Source organism: Streptomyces hokutonensis (genome assembly GCF_042751305.1).
In the GTDB taxonomy this organism is placed as follows: domain Bacteria; phylum Actinomycetota; class Actinomycetes; order Streptomycetales; family Streptomycetaceae; genus Streptomyces; species Streptomyces hokutonensis_A.
On record NZ_JBHYWD010000002.1, the window covers coordinates 565,960 to 586,937 of the forward strand.

The window sequence follows — 20,978 nt, forward strand, 5'->3', positions numbered from 1 at the left end:
TCGGCGGGAAGTGATTGGGCCCAAACGCTAGGCATCAACCGGCCACACGTCATCGTCCACTTCGTACGAAGTTGTGGCCGGATTCACGCGGTCCCCTGTACGGTGCGTCCAATCCGGCCCGCCCGCGACGGGAGGAAACCCCGTGCTCAGCCCGTCACTCGCCCAGGAGATCGCCGGGGACACCTCCGCCGTCATCGGCTTCAACGTACTGATCACGGACGCCGCAGGGATCGTCATCGGCAGCGGAGACAGCAGCCGCGTCGGCAGCTTCCACGAGGCGTCCGTCGACGTCGTCCGTACGAAGGAACCGGCCACGCACAGCGCCTCCCAGGCACAGCAACTGCGCGGCGTACGCCCGGGAGTCACCCTCCCGCTGATCACCAACGGACAGGCCGTGGGCACGGTCGGTATCACCGGCACCCCGGCCCAGGTCCGCCGCTTCGGCCTGCTCGTCAAACGCCAGACGGAGATCCTGCTCCGTGAGTCCGTGATGCTCCGCTCCCGGCTCCTCGCGGAACGGGCCGCCGAGAAACTCCTCGCCGACATCGCGTCCTACGACCCACAGGTCGTCGAAGGCGACTTCCTCGTGTTCCGTGCGGCCGAACTCGGCTACGACCTGCGCCTACGACGGGTCGCCGTGGCCTTCGAGGTGACCGTGCCGCACTCCGCGCCCCGCCGACAGGGAAGCGCCCAGACCCGGGACATGGCTCTGGTTCGCTCCGAACTCCTGCGCACGGTGGGGGAGTTCTTCGCCGACCCTCAGGACATTGTCGCCTCCACCGCGCCCGGCTGGATCGGCGTCCTGCACCGGTTGCCCCCCGGACGCTCCACCGCCTCGCTTGTGGCCGACTGCCGCCGCGTCACCGATCTCATCGCCGCTCAGGACGGCCTCGCGGCCCGCGCCGGCATCGGCGAGGCGGCCACCGCTGTCGGAGGCCTGCACGACTCCTACCAGGACGCGTGCGACGCGCTGCGCCTCGGCGGCCGGTTCGCCGATACCGACCCCGTGCACCTCATCACTGACCTGCGCGTCCACCAGGTGGTGACGGCGGTGAGCCAGTCAGCACGCAGCAGACTGCTGGAACTCACAGCCACCGACCTGCGCGCCCAGCCGGACTGGCCGGCCCTGCGCGACACCGTCACCGCATGGTGCGAGAGCGGCTTCAACCTGGTCCGCACCGCCGAGGCCCTGCACATCCACCGCAACACCGTCGTCTACCGGATGAACAAGATCGAGCAGATCACCGGCCGCCCGCTGCGGGAGTACCGGACGGCCATGGCGCTCTATCTCGCGTGCCTGGCCGACCGGTTGGGACACTGAACGACCCCGGATCAGGCCTTCGCCGCGCGGGCCCGGAGCATGCGGCTGACCTCGTCCGAGCGCTCCAGGAGCGTGGTGCGGACCACCGGCACCGCCTCCAGGGACGCCTGCCGGGCCCGCTCGATGTACGCCGGGTCGATGGCGTGCAGCGGGAAGAGGTGGCGCGTGTAGCCCATCGCCAGGATCATTCCGCCCTGGTGCAGCTTCGGGACCGCCTCCAGATAGCGTTCCGCGTAGGGAGCCAGCAGCGCGTCCTGGTCCGGGCGCCAGAAGGCCGCCGCCACCGCACCCACCGCGTTGATGGGGACGGCACGGTCCACGGCCAGCCGCTGCCAGACCTCCGCCTTCGAGGCGGCGTCGGGCAGCGCGGCCCGGACGGTCAGGGCACGGGTCCAGGCGTCGGGGTCCGGGTCGCGGGCGAGCAGCTGCCCGGTCTCCGAGGCGACGTCCCCGCCCAGTTCCGCGTCGCGGACCAGCGCACGCCAGTGCAGGTCCACGTCGGCACCGGCCAGTTCGCGGAGCCGGTCGAGATCGGCCCTGGTCGTCGCGGTACGGGCCAGCCCGCGCAGCGCGACCTGATGGAGGCCGGGATCGTCGGCGAGCCGGAGACAGGCCGCCGCCACCGCCGCCGACAGTTCGGTCCGCTCGGTGGCCGGCGCCCACAGTTCCGCGATGTTCGCGGCGAGGTTCAGATACGGCTCGATCACCGCGTCGGACGTCTCGGCCACCAGCAGCGCGGTGAGGCTCCGCCCGGCCTCCGCCGCCGTGGCCTCGCCGGTCGTCAGCATGTCCCACACGGTGGCCGCGGCGACGCCCCGCGAGATCGCCGTGGGCAGCCGTGCCGCCGTGCGGAACAGGGCGTCCCTGGTGGCGGGGTCAGGGCGGGTCGTGGCGAAGGTCAGGTCGTCGTCGTTGATCAACAGCACGTCGGCGGGCGGGAGTTCGGGCACCGGGGTGCGGGTCCCCGTCACCTCGACCCGCACCAGCGCCCGGCGTTCCAGCACGTCGCCGTTCTCCCCGTACGCGCCCACCGCCAGCACCTGCGGACGCGGGCTGCCGTCGGCCACCAGCGTGAGGGCGTCGCCCTCGCGCTCCAGTGTGAAGCGGTCGGTGCCCGCGGTCGCCAGCCAGGCGGTACGCCAGGTGTCCAGGTCGCGGCCACTGGCCTCCGACAGCGAGTCGATCAGGTCCTGGAGTGTGGTGTTGCCCCACGCGTGGCGGGCGAAGTAGGCGGCCATGCCGGTCCTGAAGTGCTCTTCGCCGACGTACGTCTTGAGCTGCTGGAGGACGGAAGCGCCCTTGGGATAGGTGATGTTGTCGAAGATCGACGCGGCTTGGGCGACATCGTGGATGGGCTGGTGGATCGGGTGCGAGGCGGGGCCCTGGTCGGACAGATACGCGCTGATCTTGCCGATCATCAGATGGCTCGCCCACACGTCGGTGTGCCGGGTGGCGCGCTCGGCGGCCCAGTGGCAGGCGAACTCCGCGAACGCCTCGTTCAGCCAGAGGTCGTCCCACCAGCGCATGGTGACGATGTTGCCGAACCACATGTGCGCCATCTCGTGCAGCAACACCCGTGCGAGCAGCCCGTGTTCGGCGGGAGTCGGCGCGGCCCGCCGCAGGAACACGTCCGACCACGTCACACAGCCGTAGTTCTCCATCGCCCCGCCGAACTCCGGCACGAACACCTGGTCGTACCTGCGCTGCGGGAACGGCATCGCGAAGACCTCGGCGTAGAAGGCGAGGCCCTGACGGGTGAGGGTGAACATCTCGTCGGCGTCCCGCTCGAGGACCTCGGCGAGCGAACGGCGGGAGTACAGGCCCAGGCTGTAGCCGTCCACCTCGCGGCGGACCTCGTGGAAGGGGCCCGCGTTGATGACCGTGTTGTACGTCGACAGGGGCGGGGTGTCCGGGAACGTCCACCGGCGGGCCGCGCCCAGCTCCTCCACGTCCGCGTCACCGGAGTTGCTGGTGACCGTCCACGCGGCCGGGGCCGTGACGCTGAAGGCGTGCGGGGCCTTGAGGTCGGGCTGGTCGAAGCAGGCCCACACGAAGCGGGCCTCGTCCGGCTCGAAACTCATCCACACGTACACCTCGCCGTCACCGGGATCCGTCGCCCGGTGCACGCCCTCGCCGGTGGTGGTGTCCGCCTGCACGCTCTCCACGCGCAGCACGTTGTGCGCGGCGAGACCGGGGAGCTGGATCCGCCCGTCCTCGCCGGGGCCGACCTCGACGCCGTTCAGCGTCGCGCTCAGAACCCGGGCGGCGCAGTCCACGAAGGTCGTCGCGCCAGGCTCACGGCAGGTGAACGCCACGGTGGAGACCGAGCGGACCTCCGGCCCCTCGGGCAGCGCGGTCAGATCGACGTCCACGTCGTACCGCTCGACCGCGATCAGCGCGGCGCGGAGCTCGGCTTCGGTGCGGGTCAGGCTTCGGATCCCCATGTGTCCTCCCTCGGCAGACAACGGCCGTCAGCCTATGTCGAAGATCGCCGGGCGGCGCGGGGTTTCGGCGCGCTGGAGACGTACGGCCATGGTGGTGCGACGTCGACCCTCCACACGGATCGGTACGCCGGGCGCTCGCTCCCGCCCGGGCGCCCGGCGTACTCGCGGACGGGGCCGTCGGCGTGTCCGGTGCTCATCCCCGCACGAGCGCCGAACGCCGCCGCCGGCCCCGCCGTGTCACCGCCCCCGCAGGCCCGTGCCGATCACCCGGGCGGTGCGGCGGGCGGTCTCGGCGAGCCGCTCCAAATGGTGTGCCGGATCGGTGAGCACACAGAGCGCGGCCAGGGGCGTGGCGCCCGAGCCGAACAGCGGAACCGCCGCACAGCACACCCCGCTCACCACTTCCTCCCGGTCGAACGCGACACCCCGCTCACGAATCACGGCGGCGTCCCGCGCCCAGGACGCGGGAAGCGGCCCCAGCAGCGGTGCTGGGACGGCCGTGGCCACCAGGACCTTGCCCGCCGCTGTGAACCACGGCCAGGTCATACGGGTCTGCATCGGATCGAGTTGTTCGATGTCGTCGGGACACCACTCGACCATCAGCGTCTCGCCCTGCCACAGCACGGCGATCCCCACCGTCGTCCCCGTGAGCTGCGCCAGCCGGCGCATCGGTTCCCGAGCCGCGGCGCGCAGCCTGGGATGCGGCTGCCAGGCCCGCCCGAGCCGGAACATCCGCCTACCCACCCGGTAACTTCCCCCGCACCGCTCGACCGCGCCCAGGTCCGCCAGCTGCTCCAGCAGCCGGTACGCGGTCGTCTTGGGCAGCCCGCAGTCGGAAGCCAGTCTCGTCGGCCCCGCCTCCACCGCCTGCTCCACCGCCTCCAGCAACGCGAACGCGCCCTCCAGCACACTCCTTCCGCCGGCGTTTCCCGTGGCGGCCGGCAACGCCTCCGGCCGCCGTGTCGGCACCCGTGTCCCAGGTGCCATCACTTCCCCTGTGATCACACTTCTCGCCCCCGTTTGCCTGTTGCGCAGCCGCCAGGCGACGGCCCTGCCGTCGTGCGTCGACGGGACGCGGTCGGCGCCCCGTCCGTTCCCCAGCAGATTCGCACCGGTGTGTGACCGGAAACCTTGTCGAAGGCTTGTCGCGCCGCGTACACGTCCGTGAAGGAAAGGAGGAGGCTTTGTGCAGGGGGTGGCGGCACCATGGTGGACGTGCAGTTGCTGGGGCCGGTGGAACTGTCGGCAGCGGGGCGCCCGGTAGAGGTGGGGCCGCCCCAACGCCGCACCGTGATGGCCGCGTTGGCCGTGGACGTCGGCCGGCCCGTCGCGGTGGACGTGGTCATGGAACGTGTCTGGGGCACGCGCGCGCCGGACGGGGCGCGCGGCGCCGTGCACGCCCATGTCGCCCGGATCCGGCGGGTGTGCGAGCAGGCCGCACAGACCGCGCGGGAACCGTTGTCCGTGGTGCGCCGCTCCGGCGGCTACCTCCTGGAGGCGCGCCCGGACCAGGTGGACGTGTACCGCTTCCGGCAGTTGGTGGACCAGGCACGCACCGAGGGCCCGGCCGACAGGGAACGGGCCCGGCTGCTGCGCGAGGCGCTGGACCTGTGGCGGGGGGAGCCGCTGTCCGGTCTGCGCGGGCAGTGGGCGGCCCGGATGCGCGAGGCCTGGCGGCGCCGGCACCAGGACGCCGCCGTCGGCTGGGCCCGCGCGGAACTGGGCCACAGCGATCCCGCGTCCGTCATCGGCCCGTTGACCGGCCTGCTCGGCGAGTACCCGCTCGCCGAACCCCTCGCCGAGGCCCTGATGCGGGCCTTGCACGAGACCGGCCGCAGCGCGGAGGCCCTCGACTGCTACGCGGCCGTCCGCAAACGCCTCGCGGAGGAACTGGGCACCGACACCGGACCGGCACTGCGCCAACTGCACCAGACGATCCTGCGCGGCCACCGCCCCGGTCCAGCCAGGCGCCCCGAACCGTCCGAAGCGGCCCGGCCGACCGAACTCCCCGCCCAACTCCCCATGGCCGTACGGGGATTCACCGGCCGCGACGAGGAACTGACCCGGCTGGAGGAGATCCTCGCCTCGGCGCAGGGCGAGTTCGCCGCCGTGGTGATCTCGGCGGTCTCCGGCATGGCGGGCGTGGGCAAGACCGCCCTCGCGGTGCACTGGGCCCGCCGGGCCGAAAGCGCCTTCCCCGACGGGCAGTTGTACGTCAACCTGCGCGGCTTCGATCCACAGGGCGCGGTGATGCCCCCGACCGAGGCGGTCCGCGGATTCCTGGACGCACTCGGCGTACGGCCGGACCGGGTGCCACCGGGCCTGGAGGCCCAAGTCGGGCTCTACCGAAGCCTGCTGACAGGGCGTCGGATGCTGGTCGTACTCGACAACGCCCGCGACGAGGAACAAGTACGCCCGCTGCTGCCGGGGGCAGTCGGCTGCATGGCGCTGGTGACCAGCCGGAACCGGCTCACCGGGCTGGCCGCGACCGAGGGCGCCCATCTGCTCGCGGTCGACCCGCTGACCCCGGACGCGGCACGGGACGTCCTCGCGGAACGGCTCGGAAAGGACCGGCTGGCCGCCGACCCCGAGGCCGTCGCGGACGTCGTCACCTGGTGCGCGGGACTGCCGCTGGCCCTGGCGGTCGTCTCGGCCCGCGCCGCCGCCCAGCCCCGACGGCCGCTCGGCACGCTCGCCGAGGAACTCCGCGAGGCGGGCGGCCGGCTGGACGCGCTCGACGGCGGCGAGGAGGCCAGCCAGGTACGGGCCGTGTTCTCGTGGTCCTACAGCGCGCTCAGCCCGGCCGCAGCCCGGCTGTTCCGGCTGCTCGCGCTGCACCCGGGCCCGGACCTCTCACGGCACGCGGCAGCCGCCCTGGCCGGCGCCCCGCCGGAGCGCGTCCGCGGACTCCTTGCCGAACTGACCGGCGGGCACCTGCTGGTCGAGCAAGCTCCGGGTCGGTACGCGTTCCACGACCTGTTACGCGTCTACGCGGGGGAGTTGGTGGCCGCGTACGACGACGAATGGGAACGACGGGCGGCACTGCACCGGATGATGGACCACTACCTGCACTCCGCACGGTCGGCCGACGTCCTGGTCACCCCCCAGCCCAACCCGGTCGCCTCCGCCGCGCCCAGAGCGGGCGCGAATCCTGTGGAGCCCGAGGACTACGGCAGAGCGCTGGCCTGGCTCGTCGCCGAACACCCGGTCCTGCTGGAGATCGTGCGGCAGCCACCGCCGGGCTTCGACGGCCATGTGTGGCGACTGGTCACCGTGCTGACCACCTTCCTGGACCGGCACGGCCACTGGGAGGCGCTGCTGACCGCAGGCCGCAGCGCGCTCGCGGCGGCCGAACGGGACGGCGACCCGGCCGGACGAGCGGGCGCCCACCGCGGACTCGGCCTGGCCCTGGACCGGCTCAAGAAGCCGGAACCGGCCCGGGAACACTACTTACGGGCATTGGAACTCTTCGCCGAGCTGGGCAGCGAAGCGGGGCAGGCCCGTACCCATCAGCATCTCTCGCGGATGTCGGGAGCCCAGGGCGACTCCGGACCGGCGCTGGAACACGCCTACCGGAGCCTGGAGCACTACCGGGTGGCGGACGACCGGGCGGGACAGGCCGCGGCGCTCAACCACATCGGCTGGATGGAGGCCCAACTCGGCGAACACCACAGCGCGTTGGCGCACTGCGAGCAGGCGCTCGAACTCGCCCGCGAGGCCGGCGACGTGAACGGACAGGCCCACATCTCCGACAGCCTCGGCTACATTCACCACCAACTCGGCCGTCACCAACAGGCCGTCGACCGCTACCGGGAAGCCGCGGGCCTGTTCCGCGCCACTGGGGAACGCCACAGCGAGGCCGCCTGTCTTCTCTGCCTCGGCGACACCCACCAAAGCGCTGGCCGGCCCGCCGCCGCCCACGAGGTCTGGACCCGCGCCCTCGCCCTCACCGACGAACTCGGCCTGCCCGACGACGACCCCCTCCGCACCGATCTCCACGACCGCATCAGCGAACGGCCCCTGCCGTAGCGGGCCGCGCGGATTCGACCGCGGCCACGCTGCGAAGCCCGAGGCTGAGTGCGGCACCGATGGCCGCGCAGGCGCAGGTGATCCACCAGGTCGAGTGCCAGCCGCCGGTGCGGGTCGCCGGCCAGGCGGCGACGGAGGGACCCACGAAACTGCCCGCGTTGAAGAGCTGCTGGATCAGCCCCATGGTGGCCGGTGCCGAACCGCCCGCCGGCATCAGACCACCAATCATGCGCAGCAGCGTCGCCGGTATCGCCCCACCGGTCGGCGAGAAGGCGACGACACACAGGAACTGGCAAGCGGTGCCAAGAACACCACGGACCTGCACCGCATCACCAAGGCGATCCTCGCCATCGACGGAGTGGACCGCACCAGCACAGCCATCTCCCTGGCCGAGGTCATCCCCTATCGACCCCGCGCTCTCCGCAACCGCCTTGCAGAAGGCGGCAGTTAGAGGTCCAGCTCCAGCGCCGGGGAGTCGCAGCGGCTCACGCAGATCATCATCGTGGTGGCGGTGGGGCGTTCGGACGGCTCGATCACCGAGTCGCGGTGCTCCGGGAGTCCGGACAGGACCGCCGTCTCGCAGCTGCCGCAGTAGCCCTCCTCGCAGGAGTAAGGCACATCCGGCAGCTTCTCCCGTACGACGTCCAGCACGGAACGGTCGGCGGGCACGGTCAGACGCAGCCCCGAACGGCTCAACACCACCTCGAACTCCCCGGCAGACGAGCCGAGTTGGTCGGCGGCGGTGAAGCGTTCCAGGTGAAGCACCCGCGCGGAGTCCGGTGCCCGGCACAGCTCCGTCACCGCGTCGAGCATCGGCTGCGGGCCGCACGCGTAGACGGCGTACGCGGCCGGGGTGGCGGCGAGTTCCGCGGCCAGGTCCGGCAGGCCGACCTCGTCCTGCGGTACGAGCAGCACCCGGTCGCCGCCCAACTCCACCAACTCCTCGGCGTACACGAGCCGGGACCGGTCCCGGGCGCCGAGGACCAGCCGCCAGGGGAGGCCACGTGCGGTGAGTTCTCGGGCCATCGGCAGCAGCGGGGTGACACCGATGCCGCCGGCCAGCAGCAGGTAGCCCTCCGCGGGCACCAGCGGGAAGCGGTTCACCGGCCCACGCACCTCCAACTCCCGCCCCACCAGGGCGGTTCCATGGATCTCCCGTGAACCGCCCCGCCCCTCGGGCACCCGATGCACGGCGACCGTCCACGCCTCCGCGTCCGTCACGTCCCCGCACAGCGAGTAGGCGCGCCGCAGCCCCGAGGGCAGGACCAACTCCACGTGCGCGCCCGGCTCCCACGCAGGCAGGGCGCCGCCGGTGGCCCGGGCCAGCCGCAGTTCCACCACGTCATCGGCGACCCAGCGGGCCTGGCGGACCAGGAGCCGTTGGGTCGTCGTAGGAGGGGAGTCGAGGTCAGAAGACACGGAAGTACTCCCGCTGTTCCCAGTCGGTCACCTCTTGGCTGAAGCGGTCGATCTCGGCCCGCTTGATGCTCGTGTAGTACGCCACGAAGTCCTTGCCGAGCCGGTCGGCGAGCATGCGGTCGGACTCCAGCGCGTCCAGGGCCTCGCCCAGCGAGCGGGGGAGCGGCTCGGCGCGGGCCGCGTAGGGCTCGTCGGCGGCCGGACCCGGTTCCAGTTCGCCCGCCACGCCCTCCAGCCCGGCGGCGAGTTGGGAGGCGAGGTAGAGGTAGGGGTTCGCGGCCGGCTCGCCGATCCGGTTCTCCAGCCGGGTGGACGAGGGCCCGTCACCCAGCACCCGCACCATCGCCCCGCGATTGTCCCGCCCCCACACCGCACGGTCCGGCGCCAGCGACAGCGAGCGAAAGCGCTTGAACCCATTGAGAGTTGGGGTCGAGAACGCGCTCGTGGCCCGCGCGTGCCGCAGCAGCCCGCCGAGAAAGGCGGTGCCGTACGGCGACAACGGCGACCCGGACGCGGCGAGTTCGCCGCCCTCCGGCGCGAAGGCACCCACACCGTCCCGCACCATGCTCTGGTGCAGATGCCAGCCGCTGGAGAACACACCGGGCAGATGGGGGCGGCACATGAAGGTGGCGTGGTGTCCGTGGCGGGCGGCGACCTGCTTGACGGCGCTGCGCAGCAGGACCATCGCGTCGGCCGTGCCCAGGCCGTCGGCGGGCTGGAGGGTCAACTCGACCTGACTGGGGCCGAATTCGATCTCCAGGCTGCGCAACGGCAGTCCCAGGCCCTCGATGTTCGCGCGCAGGACGTCGAGGATGGGGTCGAGTTCGTCGTAGCGCAGCTCGCTGAGGTACTGGTAGCCGTGGTTGAGCATGCCGACCTCGGGTGCCGCGCCGGGCTGGCCCTGGTCGCCCGGGCCCAGGCGGGGGTCGTCGAGCCGGAAGAGGTGGAACTCCACCTCCAGGCCGGTGCGGTAGGTCAGCCCGTCGGCCTGGTCGAGGACCGAGCGCAGCAGTCCGCGCGTGCACAACGGGACCGGCGCGCCGGAGGTGAAGCGCAGGTCGCACAGCAGCCAGCCCGTGCCCGGCGACCACGGCAGCATCCGGAAGGTCGACGGGTCGGGCACCATCACCATGTCGGCGGCGCCCCGCAGCTCGGGCAGCCCGAGCGGCGTCTCCTTGGTGAAGAGCGGGAAGACGGTCCGCCCCGAGGTGTCCTTGGCGAGCAGCGACGAGGCGATGCCGGTGCCGTCGCGCAGCACATTGGGCAGTTCGCCCACGGTGACGGTCTTGCCGCGCAGCAGACCGTGCTGGTCGGCGAAGACCAGCCGCACCACCGTCATCCCGCCGCTCTCGGCGCGGGCGAGTATCTCCCGTGCGGCGGCGGCCTGTTCGGGGTCCCACAGGCCGTGGCGTTCGATGAATCCCACGCGGCTCAGCCGTCCGTTCCCAGCGGCCGCGCCCAACTGCTGTCGGCGCGCTGCTTGTCGGTGACGGCCGTCCAGTGCTCCAGCCAGCCCTCGGTCGGGCCGATCCCGTCCAGGGCGACCGGCCCGTGCAACCGCCCCGCCTCCTCGGCCGGCAGCACCAGCGGCGGATCCTCCCCGCGCTCGACCGCGCCGATGGCCTCGCCGAGCATCCGCCGGTACATCACGATGGCCTTGTCGGAGCGGCCCAGATGCTCACGCGTACGGTCCTGGACGGCCCCCTGCCCCTCCACCGCCCACTGGTCGTGCACGTTGATGTCGAAGCCGAGCCCGGTGTACGTCGTCGCCCGCTGCTCCACCGGGTCGTAGCCGTAGCCGTTCGCGCGGTTGAAGCGCGGCCGGTAGTCGGGCAGGGTGACCGCGCCGACCCGCTGGCGGCGCATCTCCGATCGGTCGACCGGGCCGCCGACACTGGTGAACAGGGCATACCAGTAACTGGAGTTGTCGTCGATCGGCACATGCCACTGGGTGATCGCCGTCTCCGCGTCCAGCGGGATGTGGAAGGCGTGCGGGAACACCTGGTGGGTGATGCGGACATGGGTACGGCTGCCGTCCATCGGCAGGCCCTGGGTGTCCGTTCCGTCGAGCGTGCGCCGGGCGGTGATGCGGATGCCGTACGGGGTGCGGACGGCGTCGATGTCGGGGCGGCCGTACTCGCGCAGGATCTTCGTCATCGGGAGGCCGGTGCCTTGGGAGGCGGCGCGGAACTGCTTGCCGTAGCTGTCGGCGGGGTCCTCGTCCTGGAAGAAGCGGTGGAGGTAGGAGGCGTGGGCGGGGTCGATGCCGACCTCCAGGGCCTGGAGCCAGTTGCACTCCAGCAGCCCCTTCCAGGCGAAGGCGTGGTCGGCGGGGGCCCGGAAGCAGTCCAGGGCGGGGAGTTGGGGCGGTTGGCCGGGGCCGAGGTAGCCCCAGATGATGCCGTTGATCTCGCGGACCGGGTAACTGCCCAGCCGGACACGGGACTTGAGCGGACTGTCGACGGGCTCGGCCGGGGTGTCGAGACACGAGCCGTCGCGGGCGAACAGCCAGCCGTGGAAGCAGCAGCGCAGCCCGCCGTCCTCCAGCCGGCCGAGCGCCAGGTCGGCGCCCCGGTGCGGGCAGCCCCGGTCGACGAGACCGAGTTCGCCGTCACCGCCTCGGAACAGGACGAGGTCCTGGCCCATCACCTTGGTCGCCACCAGCGGCCGTACGCCGTCGAGTTCCTCGCTGAGGGCGATCGGCTGCCAGTAGCGGCGCATCCACTCACCGGCCGGGGTGGCGGGCCCGGTCCGGGTGAGCCGGGTGTTCTCTTCCTCGCGCATGGGACGCCTTTCTGAGGAGGGGGAGGGGCGCGGTCAGCCGCAGCAGTGGTCCGGGGCCGTGGGGTTCGGCGTGTGGCAGGAGACGGGGGCGGGCACATCCAGGGCCGGGTTGCGGTCGAAGAAACCGTCGGGCTCCAGGCGCAGCCGCGCCTTGGCGACCGGCATCACCGGCCATTCCTCGGGGCGCGGGAAGTGGTGCGAGCCGACCGTGGCCCACAACACCAGGTCCGTGCCGTCCAACGACCGGTTCTCCTCCTGCCACTTGTGCACGCCGTCCGCGCCCGGCTCGGCCTGGTTCGGGTACTCGCCGCCGACGAACCGCCGCTCCGCGTCGTAAGCCGTCGCCCACAACTGCCGTCCCACGAACGGCGCTCGGCGGGCGCAGACACTGTCCTCGCGCACCGGCAGTACCGCCGTGTTCTCCAAGTGCACGCGGTACGCGGTCGGTTCACCCATCCGGTTGCGGGACTCGGTGCTCTCCACCCGCCAGTGCAGCCCGCGAGACGGGTCGCTGCGCCGAGCGCCCTCCGACTCGCTGAGGATCGGCCGCAGCACGGTCCGGGCCGCGTTGCCGTACGGGTCGAGGACCGGGTCGGGCTCGTGCTCGGCGGTGACCTCCACCAGCCGGTTGGGATCGCCGTCCACCGCCATGTCGAGGCGCACGCTGAAGAAGTGCTGGTGGTTGGTGACCGCGACGTTCGGCGCGACCCGGCGCGCGTACGGCGTCGCCTCGTCCTCCTCGACACCCGTGGCGGAGAGAATGCCGGTCATCTTGATCTCCAGCATCACCGAACCGTCCTGGTACAGCGACCAGTAGAAGCCGTAGTCGTAGTTGGCGACGGTCGCGAACGCCGAGATGATCAGCCGGCGTGAACGGCGCACCTCCGTACGGCCGGTGCGGCCGTCGTGGTGCTTCCAGAGGATGCCGTCGTCCTCCTCGTGCACACAGACGGCGTTGGGAATCAGCCGGGGCACGCCGTCGCCGCCGAGCACCGCAGCGTCGAAGTACTGGATGACACCGAGGCAATCACAGCCCAGGGCAAGGGAGTTGGTGAGCGGTCCCGCGCCGTACTCGCCCCAGTCGAAGAAGTTCTTCCGGTACTGGGTGGACGCGGTGTCGAAGTACGGGACGTACATCTCGTTGACGGCCGCGCGCCGGATCACCTGCCGAGGCCCCTTCCCGGCCGCCGCGAAGGACAGGTCGTGCAGCACCAGCCCCTCGCGATGACTGAAGCCGACCCGCACCGACCACCCCTGCCAGTCGATCCGCTGCCCGGTGACGGTGAAGCTCGGCCCGTCCGGCTGGACGACCTCCAGCGGCTTGAGCCCCGGGCGCTCGGCCACCGTTCCGGCGGCGAACACGCCCGACTCCGCCGACAGCGGCACCACCCCGTGGTCCTCGATGTGCAGGATCTCCATCGTCTCCATGTCGATGATCGGCACGACCCCCTGCACCGGGCGGGCGTAACCGTTGTCGCCCTCGTCTGTGCGATGCCAGACACTGCCCCAGGTCAGCCGACGGCCCGCGTACTCGGGCGGTTCGAAACCGCCGATCGACTCCGGATCCACCATCACCAGCGACACGTCGTGGATACCGCGCAGCGCGAGCGCCTCCCGGAAGCGCGGGTCGGCGCGGCAGGCCGCAGCGGCCTGCCGTGCCTCCTCCGAGGAACAGCCCGGACTGCGGACGTCCAACTCCCGCCAAGCGGTTGCCTGCGGCTTTTCGCCGAGTTCGAGGTCGACCTCGAAGGCATGACGGGCGGAGGGGGAGAACACCACCGCGCGGGCCTGCCGGGCTTCCCCGGGCGCGGCGCGACGGGCGTGGTCCTCGTCCAGCGCCACACCCCAGAACCGCGCATCCTCGGGGACCCGGGTGTCGGACCTCAACACCCCTGCGGCCGTGGCGAGTTCGGTGACGGTGAGCGGGTCCAGCGGATGCGGTGCGCCGGCCGGTACGGGTTCGGGGGCGAGAGTGCTCACAGGGAACTTCCTTCCAAGGTGGTGCCGCCGTCGGCGCGGGGATCGGAGGCGCCGTCCAGCCGACCGCCGGCGGACAGTCGTACGGCCTGGGTGTGACCGGCCGGATCGGTGCGGCCCGGCGCCACGACGACCGGAACCGCCGACGGGAAGGCGCCTGCCGGGACCGACCCGGGCTCGGCCAGCAGCGTCTGCGTCTCGTGGCCGATGTCGCGGGCGCCGATCACCCAGCGCGGACGGTCCAGTACGGCGGCCGGATCGGCGGCCGGGTCCATCAGATCGGGCACGGTCTGGGCGAGGATCTGCGGCTGCGCCCGGCCGCCCTGGCAGCCCGCCGCGAGCAGCAGCTCGGCGGACCGGCCGAGCACGGGACAGAGGGTGTGCGGGGGCCGCAGACCGGGGCCGATGAGGGCCGGATGGCCCGGGAGCAGGCTGAACGCCGAGCCGCGGTTGTGCAGCACGATGCCCGTCTCCGGGTCGCAGATGCCGGAACCGAAGGTCTGGTACACGCTCTGGATCAGCGAGACGGCCAACCCGGACGCGTCCACGGCCGTGATCGCGACGGTGTCCCCGGCGGGCCGGAAGGGCGGCTCGGGCGGTCGCGCACCGGCGAGCGGAGCCGGGTGCAGCAGTCCGTCCAGGTCGATGGGGGAGGGGCCGAGCGGGTCACCGAGCAGCAAGTCCCTTGCCGCCGAGGCGTCTTGGCAGCGGGAAGCCAGTGCGTCGGTGCGCTCCGGCTCGGGCAGCTTCACCACCGAGGCGGCGGTCTCCAGTAGGGCCAGCAGGCTCGCCCCCTGACTCGGCGGCGGTGCGGTCCACCACCGCGTACCGGCCACGTCCAGCGTCAACGGCTCTACGTTTTCGGCCTGATGGGCCGCGAGATCGCTCGCGGTGAGTGAACTCCCGGCCCGGCGCAGGCCGTTCGCCAGCGCCTCGGCGACCGCTCCCCGGTAGAAGGACGACGGATCGTCGGCGAGCGTGCGCAGTACGTCGGCCAGCTGCGGCTGGGGGAGCGGGTCGCCCTCGTCGAGCGGTGCGCCGCCGGGACCGGTCAGGAGTGCGGTGAGTCCCGGGTCCGCCGCGATCTGCGGGGCCCGCTCACGGATGGCGCGAGCGAGACCCGCCGATACGGTGGCCCCTTGCTCGGCCAGTTCGCCGGCGTCCCGCAGCGCTGCGGCCAGGGCACCGGGCGTGCCGTGGGCCTCGGCGAGCGCGGCCCAGCCCGCCACCACACCGGGCACGGTCACCGTCTGCGGGCCCTGTGCGGGCATCCGCTCGTCGGCCGCGCGCAACGCGTCGACGTCCACGGCCTCTGCGGCGGCCCCGACCGAGATCACCGCGCGCACCGAGCCGCCGGGGGCGTGGACGAGGGCGATCAAGTCGCCGCCCAGGGAACACTGGTGGGGGTAGACGACGGTGAGAGCGGCGGCTGCCGCCAGCGCCGCGTCCACGGCGTTGCCGCCCCGCTCGGCCGCGCGCCGGGCGGCCGTCAGTGCCGCCGGGTGCGGTGCGGCGAGGATCAGCGGGGAGGCGGCTGTCATGTCTCGTCCCTGGGGAACAGCACGGTTCGGGAGGGAGCGGCCTCGGCGCCCTGCAGGGGCAGGGGGAGGGAGATCATGTCGTAGACCCCTGCCGGTGTGTGCAGCAGATCCACCACTTCCAGGATCAACACGTCTGCGGCGCAGAGGAGTTGGTGGGTTTCCCAGTGGGTGGTGTAGGCGACCGCCTCGATGCTCAGGTAGTCGATGCCCGCGGTGCGCACGCCGGCCTCGATGAGGCGTTCCGCGCCGTCCGGGGCCAGGCCGACCCACTGCCGGGCCTTCCACGGGCTGCGCAGGACGCCTTCCGAGTTGCTGGTGCGCAGCAGCACGCGTTCCTCGGTACCGAGGCCCGCCGCGTCGAGGTCGGCGGCGGTGATCTGTTCCTTGACGTGGGTGAGGTCGAGGACGCGGGCGGTGCCGTTGAGGGCGGACAGGTCGAGCCGGTCGACCGTCTTGCCGCCGTCGATGAAGTGGGCCGGAGCGTCGATGTGGGTGCCGGTGTGGGCGCCGATGCGCCAGCGGCTGACGTTGGAGGGATCGCCTGCGGTGCGGGATTCGACGATCTCCACCTCGGGGCGGCGGCCCCAGTGCAGCATGCCGGGGTGGATGGGAACGGACACGTCGATCGCCTTCGCGAAGTCCAGATTCATGCGGCCCTCCTATTGGATGCGGATATCATGGAAGTGGATCCAAAAGTGTGAGGCTGTGGACACCCCGGGCCGCGTGGGAAACTGCTCCACCACCGCGCACCCCCCGACCGCCCCCGAGAAGGGTTTGACCGACTCCCATGACCCCCCAGACAGACGACGAGCCCCTCGTCGACGACATCGCGGCCCGTATCCGCGCGCGGATCATGAACGGCGAGCTGGCGATCGGCAAACCGCTGCGCCAGGCGGCGCTGGCCACCGAGTTCGGGGTCAGCCGCACACCGGTGCGCGAGGCGCTGCGTCAGCTCCAGAACGGCGGACTGATCGAGATGCAGCCGAACCGTGGTGCGGTGGTCCGGGTGCCCGCGCCCTGGGAGGTGCGGCAGGCGTACGAGGTGCGTGCCGAGCTGGAGGGCATGGCCGCCCGGCGCGCCGCCTCCCGCATCACGGAACGCGGGCTCGCCGCACTGCGCGAGCACAACGCCGTCCTGCGCGAGGCAGCGGCACGGGTCGCCGGAGAGGGACGGAGCGCCGGCAGCCCCACCACCACCGCCGCCAACGACTGCTTCCACACGGTGATCTGCGACGCGGCCGACAACCCCTGGCTGACCCGGATGATCGACCGGATCAACGAGAGCTTCCCGCGCAACGTCTCCTCGCTCGCCCTCGCCGGCGACGAACGCCACCGGCAGTTGAACATCCGTGAACACGACGCCGTGATCGAGGCGTTGGCCGCGCATGACGCCGACCGCGCCGACGCGTTGATGCGCGAGCACGTCATCAGCTCCGGCGAGCATCTGACGGCCTGGTACGAGCGCCGGTCCCAGACGGTGTTCCACGGCTGAGCGGGCCTCGTGGCGCCGCCTCACGAGGTGCCGCCGGGGAAGAGCCGGGCCGGTGACAGGAAGTCCAGGTCCGGGCGGGCGATCCCGCACACGAGATCGGCCAGCGCCTCGCCGATCGCCGGTCCGAACTTGAACCCGTGCCCGGAGCACGCCGAGCCCAGCAACACCTGAGGCACGCCCGGCAGTTCGCCGACCACGAAGCGGCGGTCGGCGGTCATGGTGTAGAGGCACGTCAGGCTCTCCGTCACCGGCCCGGCACCGGGCAGTACCTGTGCCACCGCCTCGGTGAGCAGGGCGAGTTCCTCGCTGGTGGCTCGGGGACGAGGGGCTTGAGGGTCCCAGGTCGGGCCGCTGTCCAGACCCGCCTTGAGACCGCGGCCGTCGGTTGCGGGGAACCCGTACAGCAGGCCCTGCGGCAGATCGACGGAGAAACTGCCCAGGCCGGAGGGCCCGAGCGGGCCCGCCGGATCGGCGGCGAAGTAGGCGTTGACGATCCGAGTGACCGTCAGATGCGGCGCAAGGGAAGGGACTTGGGCCGCCGTCCAGGGACCGGTGCACAGCACCAGGCGCCGAGTTCGCAGGACGGCCCTGCCGGTGCGGACCACCACTTCGTCGCCGTCCGGTTCCCAGCCGAGGACGCGGGCGTGGTCGTGCACGTGCGCTCCGGCCCGTTCGGCCAGGGTCAGTTGGGCGCGCAGTGTCTCCTGCGCGTCGATGATGCCGGCGCGCGGGTCGTGCACCGCGGTGAATCCCGTGGGCAGTCGCAGTCCCGGAAAGATCCGTGCCGCTTCCTCGGCGTCGACCTGTCGGCAGCCCGGGCCGCGCAAGGGATCCGGGCGGTCCTGCGGCGCCGCGTACAACCCGCCGGTGATGTCGAGCAGTTGGGCCTTCGAAGCACCCTCCAGCTCCACCCAGGCCCGGTAGGCGGTGTCGACCAGGGCGTCCCAGTCGGGGTGCGGGTAGGCGCGGCGGATCATCCGGGTCTCCCCGTGCGAGGAACCCAAGTCGTGCCCAAGGCCGTACTGTTCGAGCCCGAGCACGTCGAGTCCGCGCGCGGCCAGGTGACGTAGGGCGGCACTGCCGTGGACGCCGAGGCCTACGACGACGGCGTCGTGGGTGTGGTGGTGGGTGCGCGTGGCTGCGGGGGAGGGGTTGAGCCCGATGGCCGGCACCGGAGCCGGTGGCGTCACGGGCGATGGTGCGGGCGCTGCTTGACCATTGCCCGGCGCCTCGGCCTGCGAGTTCGTGGGCACGGGTGTGATGGGGGGCATCGAGGCATCCGCCTCGGGTCCGGCGCCACTCCGCCGTGTGTCTTCCGCCCCCGGCTCCCGCCGACCCGTGTCGGACGCCGTGCCGCGCCCCTCCAGGCGCACGATCTCGCTCACCGCCTCCACCAGCGCGTCCAGATCGTCCTCGTCGTTGTAGACGTGGACGGACGCCCGGACCACCTTGGTCAGGCCCCGGTGGTCCATGTCCCAGCGGCCGTGTCCCGCCGGTACGGCGATCAAGTGGACGCGGCGGTAGGCGAGTTGGCGCTGGACGTCCGAGGCGTCCAGGCCGTCGACCACGAAGGTGACGATCGCGCCGCCCGCGGCCGGCGGGTCGGTGACGTGGACGCCCGGCAGTGCGGAGAGGCGTTCGCGCAGCGTGGTGGCGAGGGCGGCCAGGTGTCGCGCGACGGTGTCCACGCCGAGCGCGCCGAGGTCGGTCAGCGCGGCGCCGAGGCCGAGGCGCAGGGCGTGGGCGGCTTCCCAGAGTTCGAAGCGCTTGGCGTCCGGCACCAGTTCCCAGCTGCGCTCGGCGGTCCACCGGGCGCCCCGGACATCGGGTGCCTCCGGGGTGAGCCGGTCCAGTAGCGGGCGCCGGACCGCGAGCAGACCGGTGCCGCGTGGGCCGCGCAGGAACTTGCGGCCGGTGCCGATGAGCAGGTCGCAGCCGATGGCCCCCATGTCCACCGGCAACTGGCCGAGGGACTGGGTCGCGTCCAGCAGGTAGGGCACGCCGTGGACACCGGCCAACGCGCCGATCGCGGCGGCGGGTTCGACCAGACCCGAGGAGGTCGGCACATGGGCGGCCGTCACCAGAGCCGCGGGTCCTGCCCGCAGCGCCGCCTCCAGGGCCTCCAAGTCCACGGCCCCGTCAGGGCCGTTGGGCAGCAGCTCGACCTGGACGCCGTGGTCGCGTTCGACCGACAGCAGGTGCAGCGCGCTGCTGACGTAACTGGAACGGGCCGCCAGCACCCGGTCCCCTGGGCGCAGTCGTAGCGCCGACACGGCCCGCTGCCAGCCGGCCGTCGCGCTCTCGACGAGGGCGACCTCCTCCAGCCGGGCGCCGAGCAATTCGGCGGTACGCGCGTAGACGGCCTCCAGGGCGGGAGCCGCGTGCTTCGCGGCCTCGTAGCCGCCGGACAGGCTCTCCGCGCGGAGGTGGTCGATGACCGCCTCGACGGTGCCGTTGGCGAGCAGGGCCGCACCGGCCGAGTTGAAGTGGTGACCGGTGAACGAGCCGGGTGTGCGGGCGCGTTCGGCCGCGACGTTCAGGGTGCGTGGGGGCGGGGGACTCGGGGGCGAAGCGGCCGTACCGGCCGTCACGGGCGCGCTCACAGGGCGATCGTCACGCTCTTGAGCTCGGTGAACCCGTCGACGGCGGCGTCGCCGAGGTCCCTGCCGAGGCCTGACTGCTTCATCCCGCCGAAGGCCACGGCGGGGTCGAACTCGTTGTACGTGTTGACCCACACGGTCCCCGCCTCCAGCGCGGCGGCGGTGCGATGGGCACGGGCCAGGCTGCCGGTCCACACCCCGGCGGCGAGCCCGTACTCGCTGTCGTTGGCCAGGGCGATCGCCTCCTCCTCGCTGTCGAAGGGCAGGATGGCGGCGACCGGGCCGAATATCTCCTCCCGGACGATGCGCATGTCGGGGGTGACCTCGGTGAACACGGTCGGCGGCACGAACCAGCCCGGCCCGGGCAGTGGTTCGCCGCCCACGGCCACCTCGGCACCCTCCGCGCGGCCCAGTTCGACGTAACCGGTGACGCGGTCGTACTGCTCCTGCGACACCAGCGGACCGATGTTGATGCCACCCGTCAGACCCGGACCGATCCGCAGTGCCTCGACGGCCGGCACCAGCCGGTCCAGGAACTCCTTGACGATCGTGCGCTCCACCAACAGCCTGCTGCCCGCCGTGCACATCTGCCCGGAGTGCCCGAACACCGCGCGCACGGCGTTCGGTACGGCCGCGTCGAGATCCGCGTCGGCGAAGACGATGTTGGGGGACTTGCCGCCCAGTTCGAGCGTGAGCCGCTTCAACGACGGCGCCGCCGCGGTCATGATGTGCCGCCCGACCTCCGTCGACCCGGTGAAGGACACCTTGGCGACGCCGGGATGGGCGACCAGTTCCGCGCCCGTACGTCCGTCACCCGTCAGGACGTTGACGACGCCCTCGGGTACGCCTGCCTCCAGACAGAGCGCGGCCAGTCGCAGCGCGGTGAGCGGGGTCTGCTCGGCCGGCTTGACGACGATCGTGCAACCGGCGGCGAGCGCAGGGGCGAGCTTCCAGGCGGCGATCATGAAGGGGAAGTTCCATGGCAGTACGGCGGCGACCACGCCCACCGGTTCACGGACGCTGTAGACGTGCCGGTCGGGACCGGCCGCGTGCACGGTGCCCTCCAGCCGGGTCGGTGTGCCCGCGAAGTGGCGGATGGCCTGTAGCCCCAACTCCACATCGCCGCGGGCGCGTTCGATCGGCTTGCCGTTGTCGAGGGTGTCCAGCACCGCCAGTTGCTCTGCGTCGCGCTCCACCAGATCGGCGAGACGCAGTAGCACGTCACGGCGCTGTCGGGGCGGCAGTCCGCGCCAACGGCGGTCCCGGTGAGCGGTGGGGGGGGGGTGGGCCCCCCCCCCCCCCCCCGCCCGGGCCGCCCGGGGGGGCGGGGTGGGGGGGGGGCGCGGGGGGGGGTCGGGGACCCGGTGTGGG

Annotated in this window: 14 protein-coding genes; 3 read left to right on the forward strand and 11 right to left on the reverse strand. The window is 72.4% G+C overall.

Going from position 1 to position 20,978, the window contains the following annotated elements:
• The first annotated feature begins 142 nt into the window (after positions 1–142).
• Complete coding sequence (locus tag ACFXC1_RS08770; protein ID WP_381240676.1) at positions 143–1,321, forward strand: CdaR family transcriptional regulator; 1,179 nt, start codon at positions 143–145, stop codon at positions 1,319–1,321.
• Between the two features lie 11 nt (positions 1,322–1,332).
• On the opposite strand, the gene pepN is transcribed toward ACFXC1_RS08770, so the two are convergent.
• Complete coding sequence (gene pepN / locus ACFXC1_RS08775; protein ID WP_381240679.1) at positions 1,333–3,765, reverse strand: aminopeptidase N; 2,433 nt, start codon at positions 3,763–3,765, stop codon at positions 1,333–1,335.
• A gap of 237 nt (positions 3,766–4,002) precedes the next feature.
• Positions 4,003–4,752 carry an IclR family transcriptional regulator gene (locus tag ACFXC1_RS08780; protein ID WP_381240681.1) on the reverse strand — a complete coding sequence of 250 codons (750 nt, stop codon included), beginning with the start codon at positions 4,750–4,752 and terminating at the stop codon, positions 4,003–4,005.
• Positions 4,753–4,971: 219 nt separating this feature from the next.
• Between ACFXC1_RS08780 and ACFXC1_RS08785 the strand changes: the two genes are divergently transcribed.
• Entirely contained in the window at positions 4,972–7,794 is a 2,823-nt protein-coding gene (locus ACFXC1_RS08785; protein ID WP_381240683.1) for an AfsR/SARP family transcriptional regulator, read from the forward strand.
• Here the strand turns inward: ACFXC1_RS08785 and ACFXC1_RS08790 are convergent.
• From ACFXC1_RS08790 to ACFXC1_RS08820, 7 genes are all read right to left on the reverse strand, one after another.
• On the reverse strand, positions 7,772–8,023 hold the full coding sequence (locus ACFXC1_RS08790) for a hypothetical protein (RefSeq protein WP_381240685.1): 252 nt from the start codon (positions 8,021–8,023) through the stop codon (positions 7,772–7,774). The genes ACFXC1_RS08785 and ACFXC1_RS08790 overlap by 23 nt on opposite strands.
• A 218-nt stretch (positions 8,024–8,241) precedes the next feature.
• Positions 8,242–9,213 (reverse strand): PDR/VanB family oxidoreductase, encoded by a 972-nt coding sequence (locus tag ACFXC1_RS08795; RefSeq protein ID WP_381240688.1) that lies wholly within the window; start codon positions 9,211–9,213, stop codon positions 8,242–8,244.
• Positions 9,203–10,639: a glutamine synthetase family protein gene (locus ACFXC1_RS08800; RefSeq protein WP_381240691.1), complete on the reverse strand. Its 1,437-nt coding sequence runs from the start codon at positions 10,637–10,639 to the stop codon at positions 9,203–9,205. The genes ACFXC1_RS08795 and ACFXC1_RS08800 overlap by 11 nt, the downstream gene beginning before the upstream one ends.
• A 5-nt stretch (positions 10,640–10,644) precedes the next feature.
• Complete coding sequence (locus ACFXC1_RS08805; protein ID WP_381240693.1) at positions 10,645–11,997, reverse strand: Rieske 2Fe-2S domain-containing protein; 1,353 nt, start codon at positions 11,995–11,997, stop codon at positions 10,645–10,647.
• A gap of 33 nt (positions 11,998–12,030) precedes the next feature.
• A complete protein-coding gene (locus ACFXC1_RS08810) occupies positions 12,031–13,977 on the reverse strand; it encodes a primary-amine oxidase (RefSeq protein ID WP_381240696.1) in 1,947 nt (648 codons plus the stop codon).
• The gene (locus ACFXC1_RS08815; RefSeq protein ID WP_381240699.1) at positions 13,974–15,515 is read right to left on the reverse strand and encodes a gamma-glutamyltransferase; all 1,542 of its coding nucleotides are present in this window, start codon (positions 15,513–15,515) and stop codon (positions 13,974–13,976) included. Before ACFXC1_RS08815 ends, ACFXC1_RS08810 begins: the two co-directional genes overlap by 4 nt.
• Complete coding sequence (locus ACFXC1_RS08820) at positions 15,512–16,165, reverse strand: cyclase family protein (protein WP_381240701.1); 654 nt, start codon at positions 16,163–16,165, stop codon at positions 15,512–15,514. The genes ACFXC1_RS08815 and ACFXC1_RS08820 overlap by 4 nt, the downstream gene beginning before the upstream one ends.
• A gap of 137 nt (positions 16,166–16,302) precedes the next feature.
• Between ACFXC1_RS08820 and ACFXC1_RS08825 the strand changes: the two genes are divergently transcribed.
• Positions 16,303–17,007: a GntR family transcriptional regulator gene (locus ACFXC1_RS08825; protein WP_381240704.1), complete on the forward strand. Its 705-nt coding sequence runs from the start codon at positions 16,303–16,305 to the stop codon at positions 17,005–17,007.
• 20 nt (positions 17,008–17,027) lie between these two features.
• On the opposite strand, the gene solA is transcribed toward ACFXC1_RS08825, so the two are convergent.
• A complete protein-coding gene (gene solA, locus ACFXC1_RS08830; RefSeq protein WP_381240706.1) occupies positions 17,028–19,610 on the reverse strand; it encodes an N-methyl-L-tryptophan oxidase in 2,583 nt (860 codons plus the stop codon).
• Positions 19,607–20,827 (reverse strand): aldehyde dehydrogenase family protein, encoded by a 1,221-nt coding sequence (locus ACFXC1_RS08835; protein WP_381240708.1) that lies wholly within the window; start codon positions 20,825–20,827, stop codon positions 19,607–19,609. Before ACFXC1_RS08835 ends, solA begins: the two co-directional genes overlap by 4 nt.
• Positions 20,828–20,978 lie beyond the last annotated feature (151 nt).